This is a genomic window from Flavobacterium cheongpyeongense, assembly GCF_003202435.1.
GTDB lineage: Bacteria > Bacteroidota > Bacteroidia > Flavobacteriales > Flavobacteriaceae > Flavobacterium > Flavobacterium cheongpyeongense.
Map to the genome: position 1 here is coordinate 259,454 of NZ_QJHK01000002.1, position 22,674 is coordinate 282,127.

Sequence of the window (22,674 nt, forward strand, 5' to 3'; positions counted from 1 at the left end):
CTTTGTTTCAGGTTTTTTATCAACCAACCTTAACACAAAGTATCTCATTTCTGAAATGACAAAATTGAGAAAAATTACATTTTACATTTCACACAACACATTTCACACAATATGAAATCAATTAAAATAATTACAATACTTTTTTTAGGCTTCTTATTTTTAAATTTTACTCCAAAACAAAACAATAAGCCTACCGTTTACACCGTAGGCGATTCTACTGTAAAAAACGGCAAAGGCGACGGATCCGGCGGACTTTGGGGCTGGGGCGACTATATCGGGCAGTTTTTAGATTCTACAAAAGTCAATGTCGAAAACCATGCATTGGGCGGAACCAGCAGCAGAACTTTTCAGGACAAAGGCTTGTGGACAGCGGTTTTGAATAAATTGAAAAAAGGCGACTATGTTCTGATTCAGTTTGGACATAACGACGACGGTCCCTTAAACGATACCCTTCGCGCCAGAGGAACAATCAAGGGAATCGGAAAGGAAATCGAGGAAATCGATAACATGCTTACAAAAAAGCATGAAACGGTGCATACTTATGGCTGGTACATTCAGAAAGTAGTTCAGGAAGCCAAATCAAAAGGCGCAATTCCGATTATTTGCTCCCCTATTCCACGAAATGACTGGAAAGAAGGAAAAGTACCACGCAACAACAAATCATACGGATTATGGGCGAAACAAATTGCAGAAAAAGAGAATGTCACTTTTATCGAATTGAACGATAATATGGCGGTTGAAATGGAAAAGCTTGGAGAGCAAAAAGTAACCGGAACTTATTTCTACAAAAAAGACCATACTCATCCTTCTGCAAAAGGTGCTGCCCTAGCGGCCTCTATAATTGTCAATGAAGTCAAAAAAAGCAAAAATTCATTAAAAAAATACATTCTGCCAAACCCTAAAATTGTATTTCCCGCAAAGAAAAAAGTATACCTGATTGGTGATTCTACTATGGCAAACAATAATAACGAAAATGCTATTGGCTGGGGAGTTGCTTTTGCTCAATATTGTGACACTACCCGAATTGAAGTAATCAATAAAGCCCGTGGCGGCAGAAGTACCCGAACATTTGAAAAAGAAGGTTTGTGGGACGCTGTCAAAAATCAGTTGAAACCGGGAGATTTTGTAATGATGCAGTTTGGTCATAATGATGCCGGAGCTGTTGATAAAGAAAAATTCAGGGGATCACTAAAAGGAAACGGTGACGAAACGCAGCAAGTCATTCGTGACAGCTTAACCGAAACGGTTCATACTTTTGGCTGGTACATGCAAAAGTTTATCAGGGAAAGTAAAGAAAAAGGAGCAATTCCGATTGTTTTAAGTCAGACACCAAGAAACGAATGGCCAAACGATAAAGTAGAAAGAAGAGCGGATACCTATGGAAGCTGGTCCAAAATTGCTGCTGAAAGAGAAAAAGTTTTTTTCATTGATCTGAATGAAATTGTAGCCCTGAAATACGAAGCTTTAGGCAAAGAAAAAGTAAAACCGTTTTTCCCAAAAGATCATACGCATACAGGTGCAGAAGGAGCCACTTTTAATGCACTTGCAGTTGCAGAGAGCCTCAAAAAGATAAAAGATTGTGGACTCAGGGAATATATTGAAATTTCGAAGTAAGTTGTATGGTATCTGTAAAATGTTAGATGTAAAATGTAAAATGTTTTATGAAATTTAAGAATATAAATTAGGCAGTGTATCACTAAGTGTGTAAGTTAAAAAATGATGGGGTTATTAAACCAGCATCATTTTTTTTTAACTTTAACATTTACACAGTCTTATGAAAAAAGAAGATTTATTATCAGATGAATTTTTAAAACAATTCAAAACAGGTGAAGACCTAAACGGTTTTCTTGCCCAATTACAAAAACGAGGAATAGAGGCTATTCTATCAGGAGAGCTGGATTCTCATCTAGGATATGAGAAACACGAAAAGACGCCTTCAACTAATTCTCGTAATGGTTTTTCCAATAAGAAGATAAAAACTTCATTTGGAGAATCAGACATTCAGGTTCCAAGGGACAGAGAAGCTTCTTTTAATCCCATGATTATTCCAAAACGTCAAAGTATGGTTGATGGATTAGAGAATGTTATTGTCTCTCTTTATGCCAAAGGAATGACCGTTAGTGATATTGAAGAACAAATAAGAGAAGTTTATAAATTTGACATATCAACCTCCACTATTTCTAGAATTACCGAATCAGTTTCCAGTGATATAACAGCTTGGCAAAATCGCCCGTTAGAACCTGTTTATTTAATCGTTTGGATGGATGGGATTGTCTTTAAAGTTCGGGAGAACTCAAAGGTTATTAATAAAACTGTTTACCTTGCTGTTGGCCTGAATCGAGATGGAAAAAAAGAAGTTTTGGGTATGTGGTTGGGCAAGAATGAAAGTTCCAGCTTTTGGTTAGGAGTTTTAACAGATTTAAAAGCTAGAGGTGTTGAGGATATATTAATTACGGCTACAGATAACCTAAACGGCTTTACTCAGACTATTAAAAATGTATTCCCTGAATCACAGACTCAAATCTGTGTAGTGCACCAAATACGCAACTCAGCGCGTTATGTGGTGTGGAAAGATAAGAAGGAATTCTCTAAAGATATGAAGCAGATTTATGATGCTCCAACCAAACAGGCTGCCAGGGCTTCTCTTGAAGATTTTGCTAATAAATGGAATAGTAAATATCCATATGCTGTAAAATCATGGCAAGACAATTGGGAAGAACTTACCGTATTCTTTGACTTCCCAGTTGAAATTAGGAAAATAATTTATACCACTAATCTAATCGAAAATCTAAACGGTAAGATTAGAAAATACACCAAAAATAAATTATCATTCCCCACCGATGAAGCAGTTTTAAAATCTGTATATTTGGCTTTAAGAGAAGCTACCAAAAAATGGACGATGCCAATCCATAATTGGGGATTAATACTCAATCAGTTCTTAACTATATTTGAAAAAAGGGTTCAACTTTAATTAAAAAGTCAAACCCCGTTATTTTAAACTTACACACTTTTTAGGACAGTGTCATAAATTAAGTGAACGGGGAATTTGCAGCTTTTCACTTTTCACTTTTCACTTTTCACTTTTCACTTTTCACTTTTAATGCATAAAAAAACCTCGTTCAATTTAAACGAGGTTTTTTACTTCTGTAAGAATATTATTTTTTTGATTCTTCGATAGAAACTTTTCTGAATTCTTTTAAAAGTTTTTCAATTTCTAAAGATGATTTACGTGCTCTTGCTCCTGCTGCTTTAACACCTTTTTCAGATAATGATTCTGATTCTGTTTTGAATACTTCTAATTCAGCGTTGATTTTTACTAATAGATCTTTCATGCTTATTTATGTTAAATTAAGTCGCAAAAATATAAGTTTGCTTTATAGCTAACGTAAGTTTTTTGTTAAAATTATCACAGTTTTTCCTAATTGAGTTACTATTCTTTTTTTAAAGACTTTATCACCTAATAAACAGCTTGTTACAAAAAAACAAAAATGATACTTTTTTTAATACGATTCGCCTAAAACGCTCAAAACACTACTTGATTTTCTCATAATTCACCTTTTTAGCATCTTTTTTAAATTGAATTTCCAGAGCAATTTCCATTTTTTCAGCTACAGACTGCTCTTCAAGTATTAAATTTCTCTGTTCTTCAGGATCTTTTTCAATATTATAAAGTTCTAAATCTGCAGGAGCGTTGGTATGTCTGGTCCTGATTATTTTCCATGGTTTACTTATTAAAGATTCCTGCAAATGACCTCTGACATAAATATCCTTATCCGTGATTGCTTTATTTTCTGATACTGTTGACCAGATATTTGTTCCTTCGATACTTTTTGGAAGATGATTATCTCCGGCTAAAAACAACATACTTGGCAACAAATCTATAACCGAAGTGTAATTTTCGTTTTTATGGTTATTTAAATGATCTTTCCAGTAAAATAGACAAGGAACCCTGATTGCTCCCTCGTAATTCGATGTTTTCCAGTCCCGAAGTGGCGTATTGTCGCCTAAAACATCATTTGAAGGGTGCACTCCGTTGTATTCATTTCCTGAATCCCAATTTTTCATGGCACCATTGTCGCTCATAAAAATTACCAGCGTATTTTTATCCAGATTTGTCTCTTTGAGTTTTTCCAACAATATTCCAATACTATGATCCATGTGGCTCATGGCTGCAGCAAAATCTCTTCTGGAACTGTCTCTTATAGATTTCATATAAGGGTCTTTCCATTTTTGCTCTTCCTGCAACGGAAAATGCGGCGCACTGTAAGCTACTTCCAAAAAGAAGCTTTTCTTAGGATCTCTTTTTTCTGAAAGCCATTTTATCGCCTCATTCGTAATCAAATCAGTGGCATGACCTTTCTCTTCGATAAATTCACCATTTCGGTACCAGCTCTTGTCTCCGTTTTTATAAAGATGTGTATACTGATCAATCTGTCCGTGTAAAAAACCGTACGAATAATCAAATCCGTATGCAGTTGGTCCGCTGCTTTGCTGCAAGCCCAGATGCCATTTGCCAATAAGTACTGTTTGATAATTATTTTTATGCAGTAATTTAGGTAATGTCGCAATGGAATCCGGAAGCTTAAACTGACTTTTATCGCTAATTGGCGCTACAATTCCCATACGGCTTGAAGGCCTTCCTGTAAACAAACTTGCCCTTGACGGCGAACAGGTTGGATTGGCATAAAACCGATCCAGTTCTACCCCATTTTTAGCTAAAAAATCAATATTGGGCGTTTTGATTACTGAACCGTGATAGCCAACGTCATTCCATCCGGCGTCGTCTGCAATGATCAAAATAATATTTGGTTTTTCTATTGGGCTCTTTTGATTCTTCTGACTATACGAAAATGAAAAACAAAACGATAACAGCACTAAAAATTGCATTTTTGTATTCATATTTTATCCTTTTTAAGGTTCAACTCAACTTAGATTTTAACTTTTACAGTTATATAATCGAGTACAATTCCGTTTTGATTTACATTCATTGTAATCGTATGCTTTCCTTTATTTGCAATTGTAACAGGTAGTTTTACGATAACACCGTTTTGCAATACGTTTTCTTTCCAGGTTTTATCCCGGTCTTTTGTATTGATCAAAAACAATTGTGATTTATTGCCATCAATCTGTACTTCAATCTCATGATCAAAATTATTGGAATGTGTTGGCAGCAGATGAATCTCTATTTCGTAATCTCCAGTATTTTCGATTTCAAATTCATAGGAAACGGCAGGCTTTTCGGTTTTAAAATAAGTATGTTTAAACGGAAACAAAGTAATGGCATTATTGCTGTAACCTAACCCGTTAATGGCTTTCCATTGGTATTCTTTGGATTCATTTTTAGAAATAAACTGATTTGCATTAATGAATTTTACTGCTTTTGAAGTTTCCTGAACTGGTACTTCTTTAGAAAATTCGGCTTTTTTAACAGCATCGAAAACAGGCAGGTTTCTCGGATGCATTGACATCATCTGATTCCATTTGCCGTTGCTGAGTTTCTCATTATAAAAATCAGTTAGTTCTTTTATTTTGCTGTAGGCTTGGTTTGATAGTGATTCATATTTATTCTTCTGATTTACATCTGCAGTCCTGGAAGCCAGGTTCCAGGACAGAAATTTATAGTTCATATTAGCAGCCGCTTCTATGGGATAAATTACCAATTGGAAAAAAGCATTTTCTCTTTCATCAGGAACAAATGAGCCTGTATCTACAGCAACAGTCGAATACAAATTACCTATTTTGTTCACCAAATTCTCGTATGCCTTAATTCTTTTCAGACATTCTTCTTCGGTAAAATCGGATAATTTTATTTGTGTAGTTGGTTCGGTCTGACTCCATCCCATATATTCAGGCTTCCTGAGAAATGCCAATCGGTAATGTTCTTCAAATACGGCAGTCAAATCGTTTGCTGTTTCCGGAGAAAACTCTCTGGTAGTCCAATTTTTCAGATACTGATTGATTCCATCCGATTTTATACTGTTAATATCCCAGGCTAAATCCAGAAAAAGTTCTGTATTGTATTCAGCGGGCTTTATATCCCCAACATTTACAATCCACATTTTTTTAGCTCCGTTTTCATAGGCTTTGGTCATTTCGTACCAGATTAGACCCGGTTGTGTCGTGCTTAACCAAAGATAATCATGTGGTCTTCCCCAATAACTGATGTGGTAATAGACACCGCTTCCTCCTGTCCTTTTTTGTTCTTCTTCATTACTCAGACGACGAATATAACCGTAATTATCATCGGGCCAAACCAGTGTTATATCATCCGGAACTTTAAGTCCGTTATCGTATAATTCCAATACTTCTTTGTACGGTACAAAAGCTTGCGGAATCTCCTTTAAAGGTTTTTTAAAAGTATTCGAAAGCATTTCACGCTGATTTAAAATAATCTTTTCCACCATATCGACAGACTCTTTCAAATCTTTTGCGCCTTCCATCTTGCTGTCGTGAACACCACGCATGCCTAACGTTATAATGGTTTCATTTTGAGCCGATTTTAATTCGTCTAAACGATCCTGCCAATATTGATCAACATTTGTTTTATTAGTGAAATAATTGTAATCACCGTGAATTTTAGGTTTCCATTCGTCAACATTATTACGAAGCATCGGCTCAGCGTGCGAAGAACCAATAATCATGTGGTATTTTTGTGCCATTTCTTTATTCCCCGAAAGGGTAAAAAAACCTTTTGTTGAAGGATGCATTGCCGGCCAGATCGTATTGGCTTTCAGGCGTAATAATAACTGGAAAATCTTTTCGTAGGTTTTTGGCCCTATATCACCCGTTTCTTTTTCAAAAGTTTTCGCTGCCCAGGGCTGTAATCCCCAGTCTTCATCATTCAAAAAGATGCCTCTGTATTGTACAGATGGAGATGAAATGATACCATATTTAGGTAATTGGAGTGTTACGTTTTCTTTCTTTATCGGGTAAACATCTGCCCACCATTTCCATGGCGATATTCCAAGACGTTCTGCAATTTCGAAAACAGCATATACCGTTCCTCTTACATCGCTTCCGGCAATTATAAGATTTTCTTTCTCTTTTTTAATCGAAAATTTCTCCCATTGATTTCCTAATTCTTTCTGAATGCTTTTTGATTTAAAAAGATGTGAAGAAACCTCTCCGATATAAATTCCTTTTTTAGAAAATGCAGCAGTTTCTATGATTTCCGGTCTTTTGCCTGTCATTTCTTTTACATCATCAGCCAGTTCATTGACTGCCCAAACGATAAGCGGATCAGTGTTTTTATCTATATAAATCGAAGCAGATTGATTAGGATTTGCAATCGTAAAATTAACTGAGTTTTTATCCTGACAGTAAGAACTGATGCATAAAAACATAAATATCAACAGGAATTCAATAAATATTTTTTTATTCATCTTTAAATACTATTAATCCTCAAAAGTTCGATTTTATATTTCCCTAAAAAACAAAAGTTCAAAGTTTCAATCCATTTACGTTAAAAAAACCTGAACTCCTGTATCATTATATTCTAAGAAAATTACTCAACTACCTGATTATTGATACGCACATTTTTTAAAGTGATTCCATCTACAATGCTTTTGTCTATAGCTGGTTTTGTGGCTTCAATATTCAAGTTCTCGAAAGTAAAATTGGACAAACGTACATTTGGGTCTTTTTCTACATTAAAAAACGTATCCGATTTCATATTTATATTTTTTAAAGTCACATGATCTCCATAAGACAATGGAACATCAGGACGCCCTTTTAAGTCAAAAAATTGCTTCCATGCCAATACAACCAGACAGTTTTTTGCTGTTCCCTTAATATCTTCAACTCTGATATATTCATATCTCTGAGGTGTATCCGGTCTCATTTTTAACCACAGCATTCTCGTTGCCCCCTCAATGGTACAATTGCGCATAATGACATTTCGGTTATGAATAGATTCGCTTCCGTTTGTTAAGGCAGAATGGCTAAATCCGTAAGTACAGTCTTCAATAATTATGTTTGCATTTCCTCCATTGTTTTTATCCTGATCGGCATAAGGACCTTTTCCGCCTTTTAAGGCAATTGCATCGTCGTTAACCGACATATAACACCCTTTTACCAAAACATTGGTACAAATATCAATATCGATAGCATCAGTACTTGGCGCTTTAATTTCTAAGTGTGGAGAAGAAATATGCAAATCAAGCAATTTTACATTATTGCATTTATAAAAATGATTCGTCCAGAAACCTGAATTAATCAGTTTTACATCCTGAAATTGCACACTGTTGGAATTCCACACAAAAACCAGTCTTGGTCTTGAAACTTCAAGATTGGTACATTTTGGGTTTATTTTGCGTCTTGCCCAGAAGGCTTGATAATATTTATAACCATTTCCGTTGATGGTTCCTTTTCCTGAAATCGAAAAATTATCTACACCATAAGCATTTACCAAAGCCGGAAAATAATCCAGGTTCTGCCCTTCCATTCTGGAGGGCATGATTGGATAATTCGAAATATCATCAGAACCTTTTAAGGTACCTCCTTCAGCAACATATAAACTTGTTTTAGGTTTAAAGAATAAAGCACCGCTCAGGAAAACTCCTTTTGGAATCACAATCACACCGCCACCATTTTTAGACGCATTGTCAATTACTTTTTGAATCGCAACGGTTTGAATTTTGGTACTGTCTTTAATAACACCAAAATCTGTAATGGTATATTGTTTTCCTAAATCTTTCAACTGAATTTTAGTGTGGTCCTTAAACCAGGGCGTAATGGCACTCCCATCAGGAAATGTGTCGTTTGTATAATTTTGAGAAAATGCAGTCTGGAAAATTCCCAAAATGCAGATTGTAAGCGTCAATAATTTTTTCATTGTATTTTTTTGGTTTTTAAATTTTATGAGGTTTTATTTTAATTTGACTGATAGAAATATAATATCCTGTACTTCCATACTGTGTTTTTTTCTTATCAGACCAATTTGGTCTTTCTCCCACAACAGAAATGGATAAATCATAATAACCTTTTTTCAGCACCGGAGACCTGAATACCTGAGTCAGTGACGAAGATTTGCTGTACATGTCAACAAGAGCTGAAACAATTACCTTGCCTTTTTCATTGGTCAAAATAACTTTGGCATAACCATTTTCAGGACTGGTAAAACAATACAATCCGATTTGCTGACCTGTGAATTGAATCGAAAATGAAGCATTTTTTTCATCACTTCTGCTTTCTAATGATGGCTGCTCCAGATGTTTCCAGTTGCCTTTGTACTGAATTTGTTTATCTGTATTTTGAATAATTTCGTCTTTACTCGTTGCAACAGATGAAATTCCTGTTAGAGTATCAATATGCCAGGCATCCTTGTATTCAGGAATCGACATTGAAATTCCTGAAATTGTAAGCGGCTGCCAGACGTAAGTTGCTGATGAAGCTTGTTTTGGAAACGACCAACGGTCTCCCATAAATATATAAGTCGTGTCTTTTTTACCCTGAACTGGGAAAACAAAAGTCGACTGTGAATTCCAAGTAAGTGTACCTTCGGGAGCAATTAAACCATGAGATTGCCAGGGACCTTTTAATGAATATGCTGTGTAATAATAATTATCATTTTTTTCCCAGCTCGTTAAATGTGATCCAATAAAATAATATAATCCGTCTTTTTTAAGCATCGTTGGAGACTCAAATCCGGATGTTATATTTTCGTTTACTTTCTCTTTAATCGATTTATAATCGTCATTCAGTTTGTAAATTTCACCACCATGCGTCAATATATAACCAGATCCGTCTGTATCCTGAAAAGTTCCCATATCCCATTTTTTTATCGATTTTCCCTGAAACAAAAGTGGCCCTTTAAACTGATAAGGACCTTTTATTTTTTTAGAAACCGCATACCCCACAAACTGATCTTTATAAGTTAATGTATCTGCATGCATGTACATGATGAACTCACCGGTTTTAGGACATTTCATCACTTTTACCCTTTCGCCAACACGATTAGGTCCCAGTTTACCTGATTTTTGAAGCGGAAGTGCAATATTTTCAAATTTCCAGTTGTAAAGGTCTTTGGATGAATAACAGTTAAATCCTGCAAATGCATTGCTGGTGTCCGTATGAACTTCCCCAAAAAGATAAAAAGTATCTTTCTCTTTAATAACATTTGCTCCGTGAGCACTTACAACATTTCCGCTTTGGTCAAACCAGGGTGTTCCTGAATAGATCGCATCCATTTTTCCGAAATGCTGTGCATACGAAACTGAAACGTACATAAAAGTTCCCATCATCAAAAACCATAAAATTAACCGGCACTTTGTTGGCATTATTTGCAATTAAATTTTAGCACAAGATCAAATATACTTTTTACGACGATCTACACTATCCTGTTCTATACTGCTGTTTCTAAATTCTTTATTTTCACTTCAGCCATTCTTTAGGAATATTTATAATGCACCTGTTGATGGTACGCTTGTATAGAGAAAGCATCGCAGACTAAATTTAGATTTTTCATCTTGGTTTTATTTTAGGAATTAACAGATGCCAAAAGGATCTTAATTGATTTACCGTTCAATTAATCCCGCAAAAGCGCAAAGATGCTAGGTTTATTTATAAGGAATAGAATTTGGCTAAAGCCCTTAATGCATGACTATTTTGCCCCCCCCGGCTAAAACTGGAGGCTATTGAAATCTCAATAATACTTCATTTTTTTTGACTTTAGAATAATTTACTTTACCCGTTGAGTGAAATTAGTTTTTGATACTTTTTTTGTTCCGTTTCTTTAAACAAAAACACTCCTGACGTTTTTTAATAATTTCACCCAACAGATTTACTATAATCATTATTATGACTCAAATTCAAAACTTCTAACTTTTAACACACAACATTTTCACCTTCTCCTTACTTATGCAAATTGTTTTTCCCTTCAACTTTTAACTGTATAGCACTATCATTTATCTGAAACTGATTGTCTTTTAATAACAAAATCACTTCTGCTCCAGCCAATAAAACAGGACCATAACCATGTGCAGCAAAAACATTTATAGGGCGATAATAATAAAAAGCAGGATCAAAGCCCATACCTGTACCTACGCAGGTTCCTTCTACCTGACCCTTGTCATTTACTTTTGAAGCCACTGCATTCCAGCCTAATAAAACGGCAGGACCGTATGTCATTTTATCGACATATCCACGGTTAATAGCTCTGGCAATTGAATACGTATAAATGGCAGTAGCAGAAGTTTCTAAATACGAATCATTCCTATCGAGTAACTGATGCCAAAAACCGGTGCCGTGCTGATATTGTACTAATCCGGCGATATGTTTTTGCAATTGAGCCAAAACCTGTGGGTATCCGGGATGGCTTTTAGGTAAAACTTCCAATAATTCCACCATTGTCATGATAGCCCAGCCATTTGCCCTGGCCCAGTGAAACTGTGGATGTACTTCCATCGACTCTACCCAGCCGTGCATGTAGATTCCTTTTTGCTGATTGAACATTCTTTTAGAAAACTGATTGACCTGTTTTACGGCATCATCAAAATATTGTGCATCACCTGTATAAGCCCCCATTTGCGCTAAAGCGGGAACGCTCATAAACATATCGTCTAACCAAAGCGTATTATCCTGAGGTCTGTTTCGGGCCAAAGTTCCATCTTGCAGCCTAAACTGTTCTTTGCTAATAAAGTGAATGTAATTATTTACCAAAGGATCAATATTGGCTTTTAAACCTGCTTTTTTTGCTTTTATAAAGGCTGCACAAAGCGCTCCTGCAAAATCCAGTGCTTCGGGATGAAGCGTTTTAAGCATGTCTTTGTCTTTGATGTTTTTTTCCTGAATATTTTCTGCTACATCAGCGATTAACTGTATTCTCTTATTCGAATAATCCGCAAAATATTGTTCACCTGTAGCTTTAGAAGCCAAAAGCATTCCGGCATAGGTAACCCCCCATTCATAACTGGTCAGCCTGAAAGCTCCCGGTTCGAAAACAATATCTTCTTTGTTTTTTTTATAATCTTTAATGTCTGCCTTTGTTGCAGCATTTACAATTTTAGAAGCTGAGTTTTTATCTAAAAAGTTATATACTCTGTCTAAAACTGCCTTTATATTTTCTTTTTGTGGAATAATATAAGGTGTTGGATAATCAGGCTGCATTAGATGCAAAGGCGTTGTGGCATCATTGGTCTGCGCATTTGCGGAGGCAATTAGTCCCAAAGCAAAAAGTGTACTAATTTTGGTTGATTTATAACTCATGGTCAGCTATTTTTGGTTCGTAAAGCGTTTTATTTATTTGCTTATTTTCACTTCTATTTTAGCCGAAAGCTGTTTGGCTAAAGTCGTTACATAATTCGTGAAATAAGCTGGGTCTCTAAAGTTTGGATCAGCACTTAATTCCCATCCAGCAATAGGATAATAACTAATTGGCTGATTATTTTTTGTACTCATTTTTATGAGATAAGAATTGGTCAATTTACCTGTTTTGGGTGCTTCAGTATATCCCAGGTAAGCATCCTTTGGTAGAATTATGGCTGTTCCCAAAATCCATTGACGTTCATAAGTCAGTTTATCATGAAGGATAAAACAAACATAATCACCAGCATCGATTACCTGTAGCGGATTTTGGTTATTGATATTCGAAAATGCAATAACTAAAGTTTCATTTCCTTTAAGACCGCTTAACGAAACAGTATTTTTATAGCCGTACATTCCCGGCCAGATGGAAGCAGTTTCCTGTACCTGATATTTGTTGCCGGAAGCCTGCCAGTTTTGATATTTATAATTTAAAACCGAATTCACAGGACCTTCACTTACAATCTTAAAAGTTGTTTTTTCAACATTATTGATCGTATCATTGATCAGAATTCCGAGTCTGTTGATTTCATTTCCAACGAGTAATCCATATCCACCTAATCCCGCTGAAGTTCCAACAGGAAAAATATCCCTTCCCCAATCGTGCATTTGATGGTAATTGTCTTCTACGGCACCTTTGCTGTTAATACCTACATCTTCAGGGGTGATTCCGGGAGTTTTTTTACCAAAAACATCTTTACTATTTCTTCCGTCCAGATAATGCCTGAAACCTGCTTTATCATTTTCCCATGTTGGTCCATCGGTCTGATATTTTTGAAAACCTAGCTTTTTGTATACCTGATTAGCCATTAAAACCTCATCGGTTACAGGTTGAACAGGCAGGTTTTCAGCCTCTCTTTTTCCGAAACGGACACTTGTTTTTACTGTAAATTTAGGATCGACATTTGACCATTTAAGTTCAACTGTTTTCTTTTCGTTAGCAGAAAAATCAGCTACAAAAAACAATTCATCCCATTTTCCGTCACCATTTAGGTCATTAAGCTGTGCCGGAATCGTATCTGATTTTTGCAACAGTACTGGGAAAGATTTTTCGGTGCCTTTTGCATTAAGCAAGTTTCTTTTTATTGAAATAGCTTTTTGAGGTAATTCTAAATCCGAATTATTGATTAAAACAATTTTAGCCGATTGCGATTTTTGAGCTTTAGAACCTATAAAAACAAGAGCCGATAAAGCTATTGAAAGACAGAGTTTCGTTTTCATTATTATGATTTTATTTTACTACTTATTTTACTGCAACATCCCAGATTTTTGACAATCTCGATTTTCCTTTTGGTCCAGAAATATCCAAAACAACAATGTATTTTCCTGCTTCTTTATATTCGTGAACCGGATTTTTTTCTGATGAAAAACTTCCATCTCCAAAATCCCATTTATAAGATTCAATTTCACCTTCAGACAGATTGATAAAAGCTACTGTTCTTTTGTTTTTATCAATCACATTGAAAGTCCATTTTGCACTGATTTCCTTTTGGAATTGTTTTTCCAATGGCATTAATTTAAACGGAAGACTGTAAGAAGCGTTTCCATACATGGTATGTTCTTTCGATAAATTCCAAAAACCATTGTTTTTTTCGTCTTTCACATCATCATAATCGATAATTGCCCAGCATAGACCTATGTTTTTATTTTCTTCTAAAATAGATTCTACTGCTCTGGATGGATCATTTCCTGCATAATCGAAAGGTGTTATCCAAAATTCTAAAGTAAGTTTTCCAGACTCTCCAGGTTTAAAATTATAATTGGTTGCAGCATTTGCATACGGCAATTCCTTAATCCAAGGCTGACTGCCCCAGACTAATGTCCAGTCCTTTCCTTCTGCGGGAGTAAAAATATGATAGTTTTGTGCATGAACACCATGATACGAAAAATAGGCATCCATTGTGTTTGCCAATACTTTATTAGGATGGAATCGGTCTATAAATGGGCCACCTGACTGGTCAGCATCAACAATAACTTCAAAAGTATCATTGTGCAGCCCTGGTAGAGAAAAATCCCAATAATCATCATACGCTTCATACAAAAAATACAGCCGATTCAGTCCTTTTACCCAGGCAACTTTTACACTTACATCTAAGTTTTCAGGATTTGCTTTTAAATGCTTTCCGCTGTCTTCCCATAACTGATCCATACCAACTGTATAGCTTTCGGGAACCATTTTCCAGTCATCTGCTTTCCCGTCAATGGTTGGGATTTTATTCGCAGGAAATTGAAAAGCCTTAAAATTCCTGTTGTCCTGCGACCAACATTGAAACAAGGTGCAAAACAGTAACGCCCGAAACAATGTATTTTTTATATGAAGCCTCATAATTCATTTTTAAATTTCCTCTTCTTGTTCTAGTACGATAAATAGGACGAATCACAAAAATAATTAATCTAAATGAAAAACTTCCTTCAAACCTACTGCTATTGGTGAATTGTCAGGATTGGTTTCCATAATATCACCCATATAGGCCCACCATTTTTTTACAATCGGATGATTGGGTAATAGTTCAAAATCAAAATCGGTACTAATTTTTTGAACGGCAAATAATATCAATGTCTCTTCGTCCAGAAAAATACTGTAATCCTGTATACCGGTTTCAGAAAGTAAACTGGCTAATTCAGGCCAGATCTCGTCATGTCGCCTTTTGTATTCCACTTCAAAACCTGGTTTTAATTTCATTTTAAAAGCATTTCTAATTGTATTTTTTTTTGTCATTTTTTTTGTTTTAAGTTTAATTTTGACTGGCTTATCACGCACTTTTTGCCTTTTGTAAAGCGTTTTTGAACAAAAAAGGGAAGACAAAATAGCACTATTTTTGTGAATTTTATGAGGGTAAATTTCATAAAAAACAATAAGGATATCCTCAAATATATCTACTTATTCTTCTAATAGTATCCTGTGCTATACTGTTAAGTTTTAAGCATAAAAAAGAAGGTTTACAAAAAAACTGTAAACCTTCTTTTTTACAGAAAAATTATCTCAAAAAATAATTCTTGATACATTTTTTGTTCCCTTTGTCTACACTAAAACGCTGATGTTTTAAACAATTATTTTTCAATTATAATTTTAATTGTTTTAGTGTCTTCATCGCTAATTACTTTTAAAAGATGAACTCCGTAATTGTGATTCGGAATACTAAAAGCAACATTTTGATCATTACCTGTAAGCTCTATTTCTTTTTTCAGTACAATCTGACCGGTGATATTAGAAATTACAACTGTAGCCCTTGCTGTTTTAAAACCGTTGAACCGAACATTAAATTGTCCGGATGAAGGATTTGGATAAACCAATACTTCTGCCGTTGTTGCTGTGGCATTTTTAACTCCTAAATTAGAAATATCTTTTATAGCAATATTTGGTGTTGGAGCCGGAGCCATATCATAACCAAGGAAAAAACCCGGATGCGGCGGCTGGTTGTAGGCTGAATTTTGCCATGCAATTGCTGTACGGTATTGCGGATCATGCATCAAAGTCGGAATTCTGTAATCTGTGACAATATTTGTTGTGAAAAGAATCAGAGCTGTATTATCTGTACGGCGAAGAATAATTTCTTCTCTCCAGTCACCCAAAATATCGCCTGTAAGAGCGGGGTTCTTTTTTGAATCATTATTGGAAGAAACCGGAGCTGCCTGATAAATAGTAAACAAACGATTTAACGATTTTGTTACCGGATTCCATTTGTCCATTATGGTGCCATCTAACAATTCTCGTCCTAAATCTCCATCCCACCATACAGCTGCATTTACAGCCTGGCTTCCGTTAGTTGGTTTACTTGTCCCAATCTGACCATCCTGAACATTGTATAAATTTCCTGAAGAACTCCACATTTCGTACCCTCTGTGATTTGGGTCAATATCTGCAGCCAGAGCACGGCCTACATCTCCGGTGGTAACGGCTCCAAAAATCATTTTTCCGGTTTTGGCATCGTTAAGCCTGATTCCGTATGGACTGTATTGACTTTCAGACTCCAGACACTGCCAGATTTCCTGACCGGGACGATCGGGATCCATATCCGACATATGAAGTGCGTCTCCATGTCCCTGACCGTATGTCCACAAACGTTTTCCATCATCGTTAATAGCACTTGAACCATTGATTATTTCGTCTTTTCCGTCACCATCAACATCGCCAATCGTCATCTGGTGATTTCCCTGACTTGAAAGCGCATTATTGGCAGGGTCATTTGTATCTTTACTATCAAAAATCCAACGAAGCGTTAACTGACCATCGCGCCAGTCATAAGCGGCTCTCATTAATTTATCATAATAACCACGTCCGATAATCAAACTCGGACGGGCACCATCCAAATACGCTACTGCAGAAACAAAACGATCCTGACGGTTTCCGTAAGTATCACCCCAGTCTGCGGTATTTGCCCTCGCCGGCTGATAAGCAACTGTTGACATAGCGGCTCCTGTCAAACCATTGAAAACAGTCAGGAATTCAGGACCAGCCTGTACCCAACCTCCTGAATTCCGATAATCAACAGTAGAATTGCCAATAACAGTTCCAGTACCATCAATTGTTCCGTCGGCCGTTTTTAAGATGATTTCAGCTTTTCCGTCCCCATCAAAATCATATACCATGAACTGATTGAAATGCGGACCTGCATTTACGTTTTTACCTAAGTTGATACGCCAAAGCAAAGTTCCATTCATTTTATAACAGTCGAAAATCTGCTCTCCTGAAAATCCTCCACCATTATGATTCAATAAAGTAGGATCCCATTTTAAGAAAATTTCATATTCGCCGTCTCCGTCAACATCACCAACACTGGCATCATTTGCTGTATAAGTGTAAGCTGTACCATCCGGAATTGTACCTCCCGGCGGAATTTGCAACGGAATCGATAGCTGATTGTTCGCCCATACTGAAACAGGAGTCGTAGCAGCTGCTTCTGTACCGCTAATAATCGGTTTTATTGAATAGGTACTATTTGTTGAAATATTATCTATGTAATTTGTCGAAGTTGTAACTGGAGTAGCATTAATTTTTACATTATCACGGTACACATTAAAAGCAATATCCGAAGGGTCATTTCCTAACAATCGCCAACTAATAAAAACCTCATTGGCAGATTTACGCAGGGCAACAACTCCTCTGTTTAAAAATTCTACTTGTTTGGGTGTATTTACTACTGCATCCGGCAATGCCAATGTATTGATTCTGATATTTTCGCCATAGGTAGTACTTGCTCCTCCGCCATTAACAGCATAAGCTCTGACATAATAGAGTGTTGCCGGAGTAAGACCTGAAATGTTTACTGAAAAACTGCCTGTTCCTGCTGTGCCGGCAATAATTTTTGTATTAGCGACAGTAGGATTACTATTTCTACTATATACAATTCCTCTTTCTGTAATTGTTGTTCCTCCATCAGAAGTAATATCGCCTCCGGATTCTGCCGATGTAGAAGTAAGATTTGTAACTGCGTTCGTAGTCAAAACTGCTGGTGGAGGTGCTGGAATATAATTTCTGACAACAGGAGTTACAATACTGCTGGAATTTGTTTTGGTATAAACGACAAAAGGATATAAACTTCCTGCCGCGATCGTTAAATTTCCAACCGGTTCATCAATTCCTCTAATTACGGTCGGATCTTTCATTTCTGTCCATGCCGAAGCACCGGCAATTTGTTTGAATACACGGGCAGAATAAGTTGGAGTACTACTAACATTATCTATAAAAGAACAATACAGGTTACCTGAAACATCCTTAATTAAACTTAAGCTTGGCGAATCTCTTGAACCTATTCTTGTTGTTGAACTCCAGGTCGCTGTAGTTTTATTGTACTCAATAGCTGTTGCCCTATTTGAATCTGCCGTATTAAAAAACGCAATAACAGGATTACCTGCCGAATTAATTGCCATACTGGTATGTCGGATACCGGCAGTAACTGTTGGAGTAATATAATTCCACGTTCCTCCACTGAATTTATAAAAGGCCATAGTGCCGGTTGAAGTTGTGGCAGTTGTCAAACTACAAAACACCAGCCATGGTACATCAGCTTCATCGATTGCCAGGTTTACTCCTACAGCTATCTGGGCAACATTTGTTGTAGTGTTTAATGGAATAGTCCCTACTGTAATCCATGAAGTTCCATCAAATTTTTTAACCGTTGGTGTTAAAGAACCCCCTTCACCAAAAGCTATATAAGGATTATTATCCGAATCAAAAGCGAGTGAAGATCTGGGTGTTGAGCCATATTGTGAAACAGAATTAGTAACTGAGCCTGTTGAAACATAAAGATTATTGGTATCATTATTCAATGGTTCCCAGAAATCAGTTGTTTCATTATAAACTTTGACGGCTAATTTATTTCCATTCGCTGCATCTACGTAAGTCACAAAAAAGCGATTGGTTTTATCAAGCAAAATTCTGGAAAAATTGAGATTCCCTCCAATATCATTACCCATTTGATCCCAAGTTCCGGTTGCAGCATTTCTTTTTTTTACCTTTACGAAAGGTCCTGTTCCTTCCTTTAACACGACATAAGGTACATCATTTAAAACGGCTATAGAAGTATAACTTGAGGCAGCGGCAGATACCTGAGATTCATTGCCTAAAATAGTCCAATTTTGGGAAAAAGAATTTTGAGTTACTAAAAGATTTAAAATCGTACAAAGAAGAATTCTAATAAGTTTCTGTCGAAGATGGATCACAGATGATTCAAAAAGTATTTGTTTTTTCATAAAGGATTGGTTAAAAGGTTAGTACTATTAAAATTATCGTGATAATTCATTAACAGTATCCTGCACTACCCTGCTAATTCTTTTAAAATTAGAATTCTATAGTCTGTTATCAATACGAATCAAAATCAAGATACTGATAATCAATTAAATAAATCTCAACCATTACTATTATTATAAAATAAATTATTAACAAATTGATAAACAGTAATTTTTTCTATAAAATAAATCCCGGTTTATTCTTAGATGAGAATAAACCGGGAAACAAGAGATTTAAATATAATATACTCTCTAATTTTAGTTAGTTAGGTCTGTGCGAAAAGGAGAAGCCGGTAAATTTTCAACATTAAACAAATTAGGTTCCGGTACTGCTTTCCATGCAAAACGGACTGATTTAGGATTTTTTACTTTTTCTGAAAAAACTACTATTGTTTTTCCATCAATTTTGGCAACCGCAGGATAATAAACTTTGTCATCCCCGGCAATTTCAAACTCTTTTAAGTCTCCAGTTGTTTTTTTGAAACCAGAATCAACATAATTAAAAAACAACTGAATTTTATCTTTTTTGATTTTCAGGTGATCATAAATTGGTCCTGAATATACCAATTTATTTTCGTTGTATGTTCTTGCCAAGGCTATTAATGCTAGTCTGTGTCCTACGGTTTGTTTGTCAATCGGGTGAATATTATTTACATCACCAACATCAGTTGTAACTGCCATTCCGCTATTTGGTATTGTTTTTAATGATAATAATTGTGCTTCCCTAATTTCTGGTGTCTGACCTTTATGTGGTGCGATCTGAACATAATAAAAAGGAAAATTACCTTGTTTCCAGTCATCACGCCAGTTTTTTACCATAGCCGGAAATAAAGTCTGATACAATTGTGCTTTTCCGGAATTGCTTTCGCCCTGATACCATATTACTCCTTTCATGGTGTAATTTATAAGTGGATGCAGCATCGCATTATAAAGTACATACGAAGTCTTATTGGCTTCCTTTTTAGGCTTTTTAAGTTCTGTTTTTAAAGCATTATTATTAGCCTGTTTTTCATTTCTTAAATTGAGATAATAGGTCTCAAGCTTTTCCTGATACAATTTTTCATTTTTAGCATCTTCTTCCAGAATGGTTAAAAAATCTGGATTTTCTTCCAGTACATTTTGAGAGGTCCAGGCTTCAGCTTTTGTTCCGCCCCATGAAGTTGAAATTAAACCAATCGGAATTTTTAATTTCTGATACAGCTCTCTTCCGTAAAAATAGGCTACGGCGGAAAACGTTTTTATCGAATCAGACGAACATGTTGTCCATTTCCCAGTAACATCTTCAAGTTGTTTTGGAGAAGCATTCGTTAAAACCGTAAACAATCTGATATTAGGATAGTTGGCATTTACAATTTCCTCTTCATAATTTTTAACGCCAGTTTTCCATGTACCTTCTTCTTTTCCAACAGGAAAATACATATTTGACTGACCGGAACAAATCCAAACCTCGCCAATGAGAATGTTATTAAGTACAATTTTGTTTGAGGCATTAATCGTTATGGAATATGGTTTTTCGCTTCCCAGAGGAGTATCAACAGCAACTTTCCAGTCTCCCGCTGCATTTGCAACAACTTCTACTGAACTGTTTTGCCATCCTAACTGAATGTTTATTTTTTCGTTTGGAGATGCCCATCCCCATAAATTGACTTTTGTATTTTGCTGTAAAACCATATTATCACTTACCAATGCTGGTAGTTTAACTTGTGCTTTTATGGAAAATGAAACACTTAAAAAAATTAAAAATGAAAACAGATTTTTGATGTAAGTCATAGGGATTGAAATTTAAAACTAGAGTTTTAAAGGTAGGCAACCAAAATCATTTTTCTATCCTGTGCTTCCCTGTTTCTGTTAATATATCAGACAAAAAAAGACAATAACGATGTTACTGCCCTGTAAAATTAAAACCATTTATTTTTTATCATTACCATTAAAATCTCAAACTGTTTTTTGAAAAATTTAATGTTCAAGTTTATTTATTAGAGTTGTTACAGCAATCCTGTTGCGTGCTACTTAACATGAAAAAACCGTCCCAAAAAATGAGACGGTTATTAAAAAATGAAAAAAATGGTCAAATTGTATTAAAATAAAAACGAGAGATATTAATCGTAGCCAGGGTTTTGATCATACAATCCTGGAACTGCTAAGATTTCAGATAAAGGAATTGGATATAGCAATGAATTTTTATCGATTGTTCTAATTTTATTACCAGTGTCCTCAGCTGCTTTCCATGCATTCATGATAGTTATAGCATTTCCTGACCTGATTAAATCAAACCATCTTGTACCCTCAGAAAAGAATTCTTTCCTTCTTTCATCAAATAATTGATCCAAAGTGATATTTAAGGCATTTGCTGGCACACCTGCTCTTGTTCTCACCTGATTTACAATTGCATCGACATCAGCCTGAGTACCACCACCTCCATGAAGTGTACATTCTGCCATCAACATCAATACATCTGTGTAACGAATTACCATAAAGTCTACACCCCAGTCTTCACGTCCACCAGTTCCGTATCTGGCTGCATCAATGTATTTTTTGAAAACAGGAAGCGTATAACTTCCTTTGTAAGTACCGGATGCCACTGTATAACTTGTTGCAATTCCAATTGTTTTTCTATTATCATTAGCTGCAAACATATTTAAGAATCCTGTTGAAATTGGTCTTGGCTCTAAAGATCCTTGTTGTGTATTTATACCTATTGATGCAAAATAAGGTTCATAACCAACTTCAACCATGAAATTCCCTCCCACAGAGCCTGTTAAACTTTGTGTATAAGGAATCGTAAGAACATTTTCTTTATTAGTAATTCCTTCTACTTTAAAAATGGTAGCATAATCAGTCCCAAAAGTATATAAACCACTTGTTTTAACATCGTTTAATTGTTGATATGCTTTATCCCATTCGTTTAGACCAAGCATAGCACCATCAATACCGTAAGTCGGACTTGAACGCGTCATGTAAACCAAACCTAGTAAAGCTTTTGCTCCATATTTAGTAACACGACCAACATAAGTTGCATCTGTAGTGGAAGCCGGAAGATCTGCAATTGCTGATTGTAAATCTGAAATAACCAGATTATAAATATCTACAACCGGGCTTCTTCCAATTTTTGTAGACTCCTCAGCTGTCATTGTTTTTTCAATCAGAGGAACTCTTCCAAACCATCTTAATAAATCAAAATAACAAAATGCTCTTAAAAAACGAGCTTCGGCAACCATTGTTGCTTTATCTGCCGAATTTGTAAAAATCTGATCTCCTTTTTCAGCAATTTTTTCTAACAACTGATTCGCTTTGTAGATGGCATTAAAATTACTTACATAAGCTTCTTTTACATAAGTATTAGCACTAATAGAGGTATAAAAACTATTAATTCCTTCCCAATCTCTCGAAGCCGTCGTCAATGCCAGCAAATTATCTGATCTGGTTTCACTTAAATTCAATACTCTATTTGCATAACCATAAGTACCTGTTCCATGAAATGCAACCGAATAAACTGCATTTCTTGCCTGAATAAAATCTCCGGGTGTAGCATAAAAGTTCTCCTCAGTTCCTTGTGATAAAGGAATTTGCGTCAGTTCATCCGTACAGGAAACTGTTCCCAATAAAAGCAAATTTGCTGCTAATAAATAAATATATTTTTTCATT

At 35.7% G+C, this 22,674-nt stretch carries 14 protein-coding genes; 2 read left to right on the forward strand and 12 right to left on the reverse strand.

Features of this window, described 5'->3' with window-relative positions:
* The first annotated feature begins 111 nt into the window (after positions 1-111).
* Both DMB65_RS03125 and DMB65_RS03130 read left to right on the forward strand, forming a co-directional pair.
* On the forward strand, positions 112-1,614 hold the full coding sequence (locus tag DMB65_RS03125) for a rhamnogalacturonan acetylesterase (protein WP_110305210.1): 1,503 nt from the start codon (positions 112-114) through the stop codon (positions 1,612-1,614).
* Positions 1,615-1,774: 160 nt separating this feature from the next.
* On the forward strand, positions 1,775-2,971 hold the full coding sequence (locus tag DMB65_RS03130; RefSeq protein ID WP_110305211.1) for an IS256 family transposase: 1,197 nt from the start codon (positions 1,775-1,777) through the stop codon (positions 2,969-2,971).
* A 184-nt stretch (positions 2,972-3,155) separates the two neighbouring features.
* On the opposite strand, the gene DMB65_RS03135 is transcribed toward DMB65_RS03130, so the two are convergent.
* The 12 genes from DMB65_RS03135 to DMB65_RS03190 form a co-directional block, all read right to left on the reverse strand.
* A complete protein-coding gene (locus DMB65_RS03135) occupies positions 3,156-3,332 on the reverse strand; it encodes a histone H1 (protein ID WP_031453507.1) in 177 nt (58 codons plus the stop codon).
* 199 nt (positions 3,333-3,531) lie between these two features.
* Positions 3,532-4,899: a sulfatase-like hydrolase/transferase gene (locus tag DMB65_RS03140; protein WP_110305212.1), complete on the reverse strand. Its 1,368-nt coding sequence runs from the start codon at positions 4,897-4,899 to the stop codon at positions 3,532-3,534.
* A 29-nt stretch (positions 4,900-4,928) separates the two neighbouring features.
* Entirely contained in the window at positions 4,929-7,382 is a 2,454-nt protein-coding gene (locus tag DMB65_RS03145; protein ID WP_230470588.1) for a glycosyl hydrolase 115 family protein, read from the reverse strand.
* A gap of 122 nt (positions 7,383-7,504) precedes the next feature.
* The gene (locus tag DMB65_RS03150; protein WP_110305213.1) at positions 7,505-8,833 is read right to left on the reverse strand and encodes a rhamnogalacturonidase; all 1,329 of its coding nucleotides are present in this window, start codon (positions 8,831-8,833) and stop codon (positions 7,505-7,507) included.
* 16 nt (positions 8,834-8,849) lie between these two features.
* Positions 8,850-10,277, reverse strand: coding sequence for a family 43 glycosylhydrolase (locus DMB65_RS03155; protein ID WP_110305214.1), 1,428 nt, complete (start codon positions 10,275-10,277; stop codon positions 8,850-8,852).
* 574 nt (positions 10,278-10,851) lie between these two features.
* Complete coding sequence (locus DMB65_RS03160) at positions 10,852-12,204, reverse strand: glycoside hydrolase family 88/105 protein (protein ID WP_110305215.1); 1,353 nt, start codon at positions 12,202-12,204, stop codon at positions 10,852-10,854.
* Between the two features lie 33 nt (positions 12,205-12,237).
* Entirely contained in the window at positions 12,238-13,521 is a 1,284-nt protein-coding gene (locus DMB65_RS03165; RefSeq protein WP_165834845.1) for a DUF4861 family protein, read from the reverse strand.
* A gap of 22 nt (positions 13,522-13,543) precedes the next feature.
* Complete coding sequence (locus tag DMB65_RS03170) at positions 13,544-14,626, reverse strand: PKD domain-containing protein (protein WP_110305217.1); 1,083 nt, start codon at positions 14,624-14,626, stop codon at positions 13,544-13,546.
* Positions 14,627-14,689: 63 nt separating this feature from the next.
* Complete coding sequence (rhaM, locus tag DMB65_RS03175; RefSeq protein WP_110305413.1) at positions 14,690-15,019, reverse strand: L-rhamnose mutarotase; 330 nt, start codon at positions 15,017-15,019, stop codon at positions 14,690-14,692.
* A 332-nt stretch (positions 15,020-15,351) separates the two neighbouring features.
* Complete coding sequence (locus DMB65_RS03180; RefSeq protein ID WP_110305218.1) at positions 15,352-18,993, reverse strand: rhamnogalacturonan lyase family protein; 3,642 nt, start codon at positions 18,991-18,993, stop codon at positions 15,352-15,354.
* A 294-nt stretch (positions 18,994-19,287) separates the two neighbouring features.
* A complete protein-coding gene (locus DMB65_RS03185) occupies positions 19,288-20,799 on the reverse strand; it encodes a sialate O-acetylesterase (RefSeq protein ID WP_110305219.1) in 1,512 nt (503 codons plus the stop codon).
* A 329-nt stretch (positions 20,800-21,128) separates the two neighbouring features.
* Positions 21,129-22,673, reverse strand: a complete 1,545-nt coding sequence (locus DMB65_RS03190; RefSeq protein ID WP_110305220.1) for a RagB/SusD family nutrient uptake outer membrane protein — start codon at positions 22,671-22,673, stop codon at positions 21,129-21,131.
* Position 22,674 lies beyond the last annotated feature (1 nt).

What these genes read in the sequence shown, in the direction of transcription:
- DMB65_RS03150 (WP_110305213.1), bottom strand. Translation starts at nt 8,833, where the DNA reads ATGAAAAAATTATTGACGCTTACAATCTGCATTTTGGGAATTTTCCAG.
- DMB65_RS03140 (WP_110305212.1), bottom strand. Translation starts at nt 4,899, where the DNA reads ATGAATACAAAAATGCAATTTTTAGTGCTGTTATCGTTTTGTTTTTCA.
- DMB65_RS03190 (WP_110305220.1), bottom strand. Translation starts at nt 22,673, where the DNA reads ATGAAAAAATATATTTATTTATTAGCAGCAAATTTGCTTTTATTGGGA.
- DMB65_RS03165 (WP_165834845.1), bottom strand. Translation starts at nt 13,521, where the DNA reads ATGAAAACGAAACTCTGTCTTTCAATAGCTTTATCGGCTCTTGTTTTT.
- rhaM (WP_110305413.1), bottom strand. Translation starts at nt 15,019, where the DNA reads ATGACAAAAAAAAATACAATTAGAAATGCTTTTAAAATGAAATTAAAA.
- DMB65_RS03145 (WP_230470588.1), bottom strand. Translation starts at nt 7,382, where the DNA reads ATGAATAAAAAAATATTTATTGAATTCCTGTTGATATTTATGTTTTTA.
- DMB65_RS03185 (WP_110305219.1), bottom strand. Translation starts at nt 20,799, where the DNA reads ATGACTTACATCAAAAATCTGTTTTCATTTTTAATTTTTTTAAGTGTT.
- DMB65_RS03180 (WP_110305218.1), bottom strand. Translation starts at nt 18,993, where the DNA reads ATGAAAAAACAAATACTTTTTGAATCATCTGTGATCCATCTTCGACAG.
- DMB65_RS03135 (WP_031453507.1), bottom strand. Translation starts at nt 3,332, where the DNA reads ATGAAAGATCTATTAGTAAAAATCAACGCTGAATTAGAAGTATTCAAA.
- DMB65_RS03125 (WP_110305210.1), top strand. Translation starts at nt 112, where the DNA reads ATGAAATCAATTAAAATAATTACAATACTTTTTTTAGGCTTCTTATTT.
- DMB65_RS03130 (WP_110305211.1), top strand. Translation starts at nt 1,775, where the DNA reads ATGAAAAAAGAAGATTTATTATCAGATGAATTTTTAAAACAATTCAAA.
- DMB65_RS03170 (WP_110305217.1), bottom strand. Translation starts at nt 14,626, where the DNA reads ATGAGGCTTCATATAAAAAATACATTGTTTCGGGCGTTACTGTTTTGC.
- DMB65_RS03160 (WP_110305215.1), bottom strand. Translation starts at nt 12,204, where the DNA reads ATGAGTTATAAATCAACCAAAATTAGTACACTTTTTGCTTTGGGACTA.
- DMB65_RS03155 (WP_110305214.1), bottom strand. Translation starts at nt 10,277, where the DNA reads ATGCCAACAAAGTGCCGGTTAATTTTATGGTTTTTGATGATGGGAACT.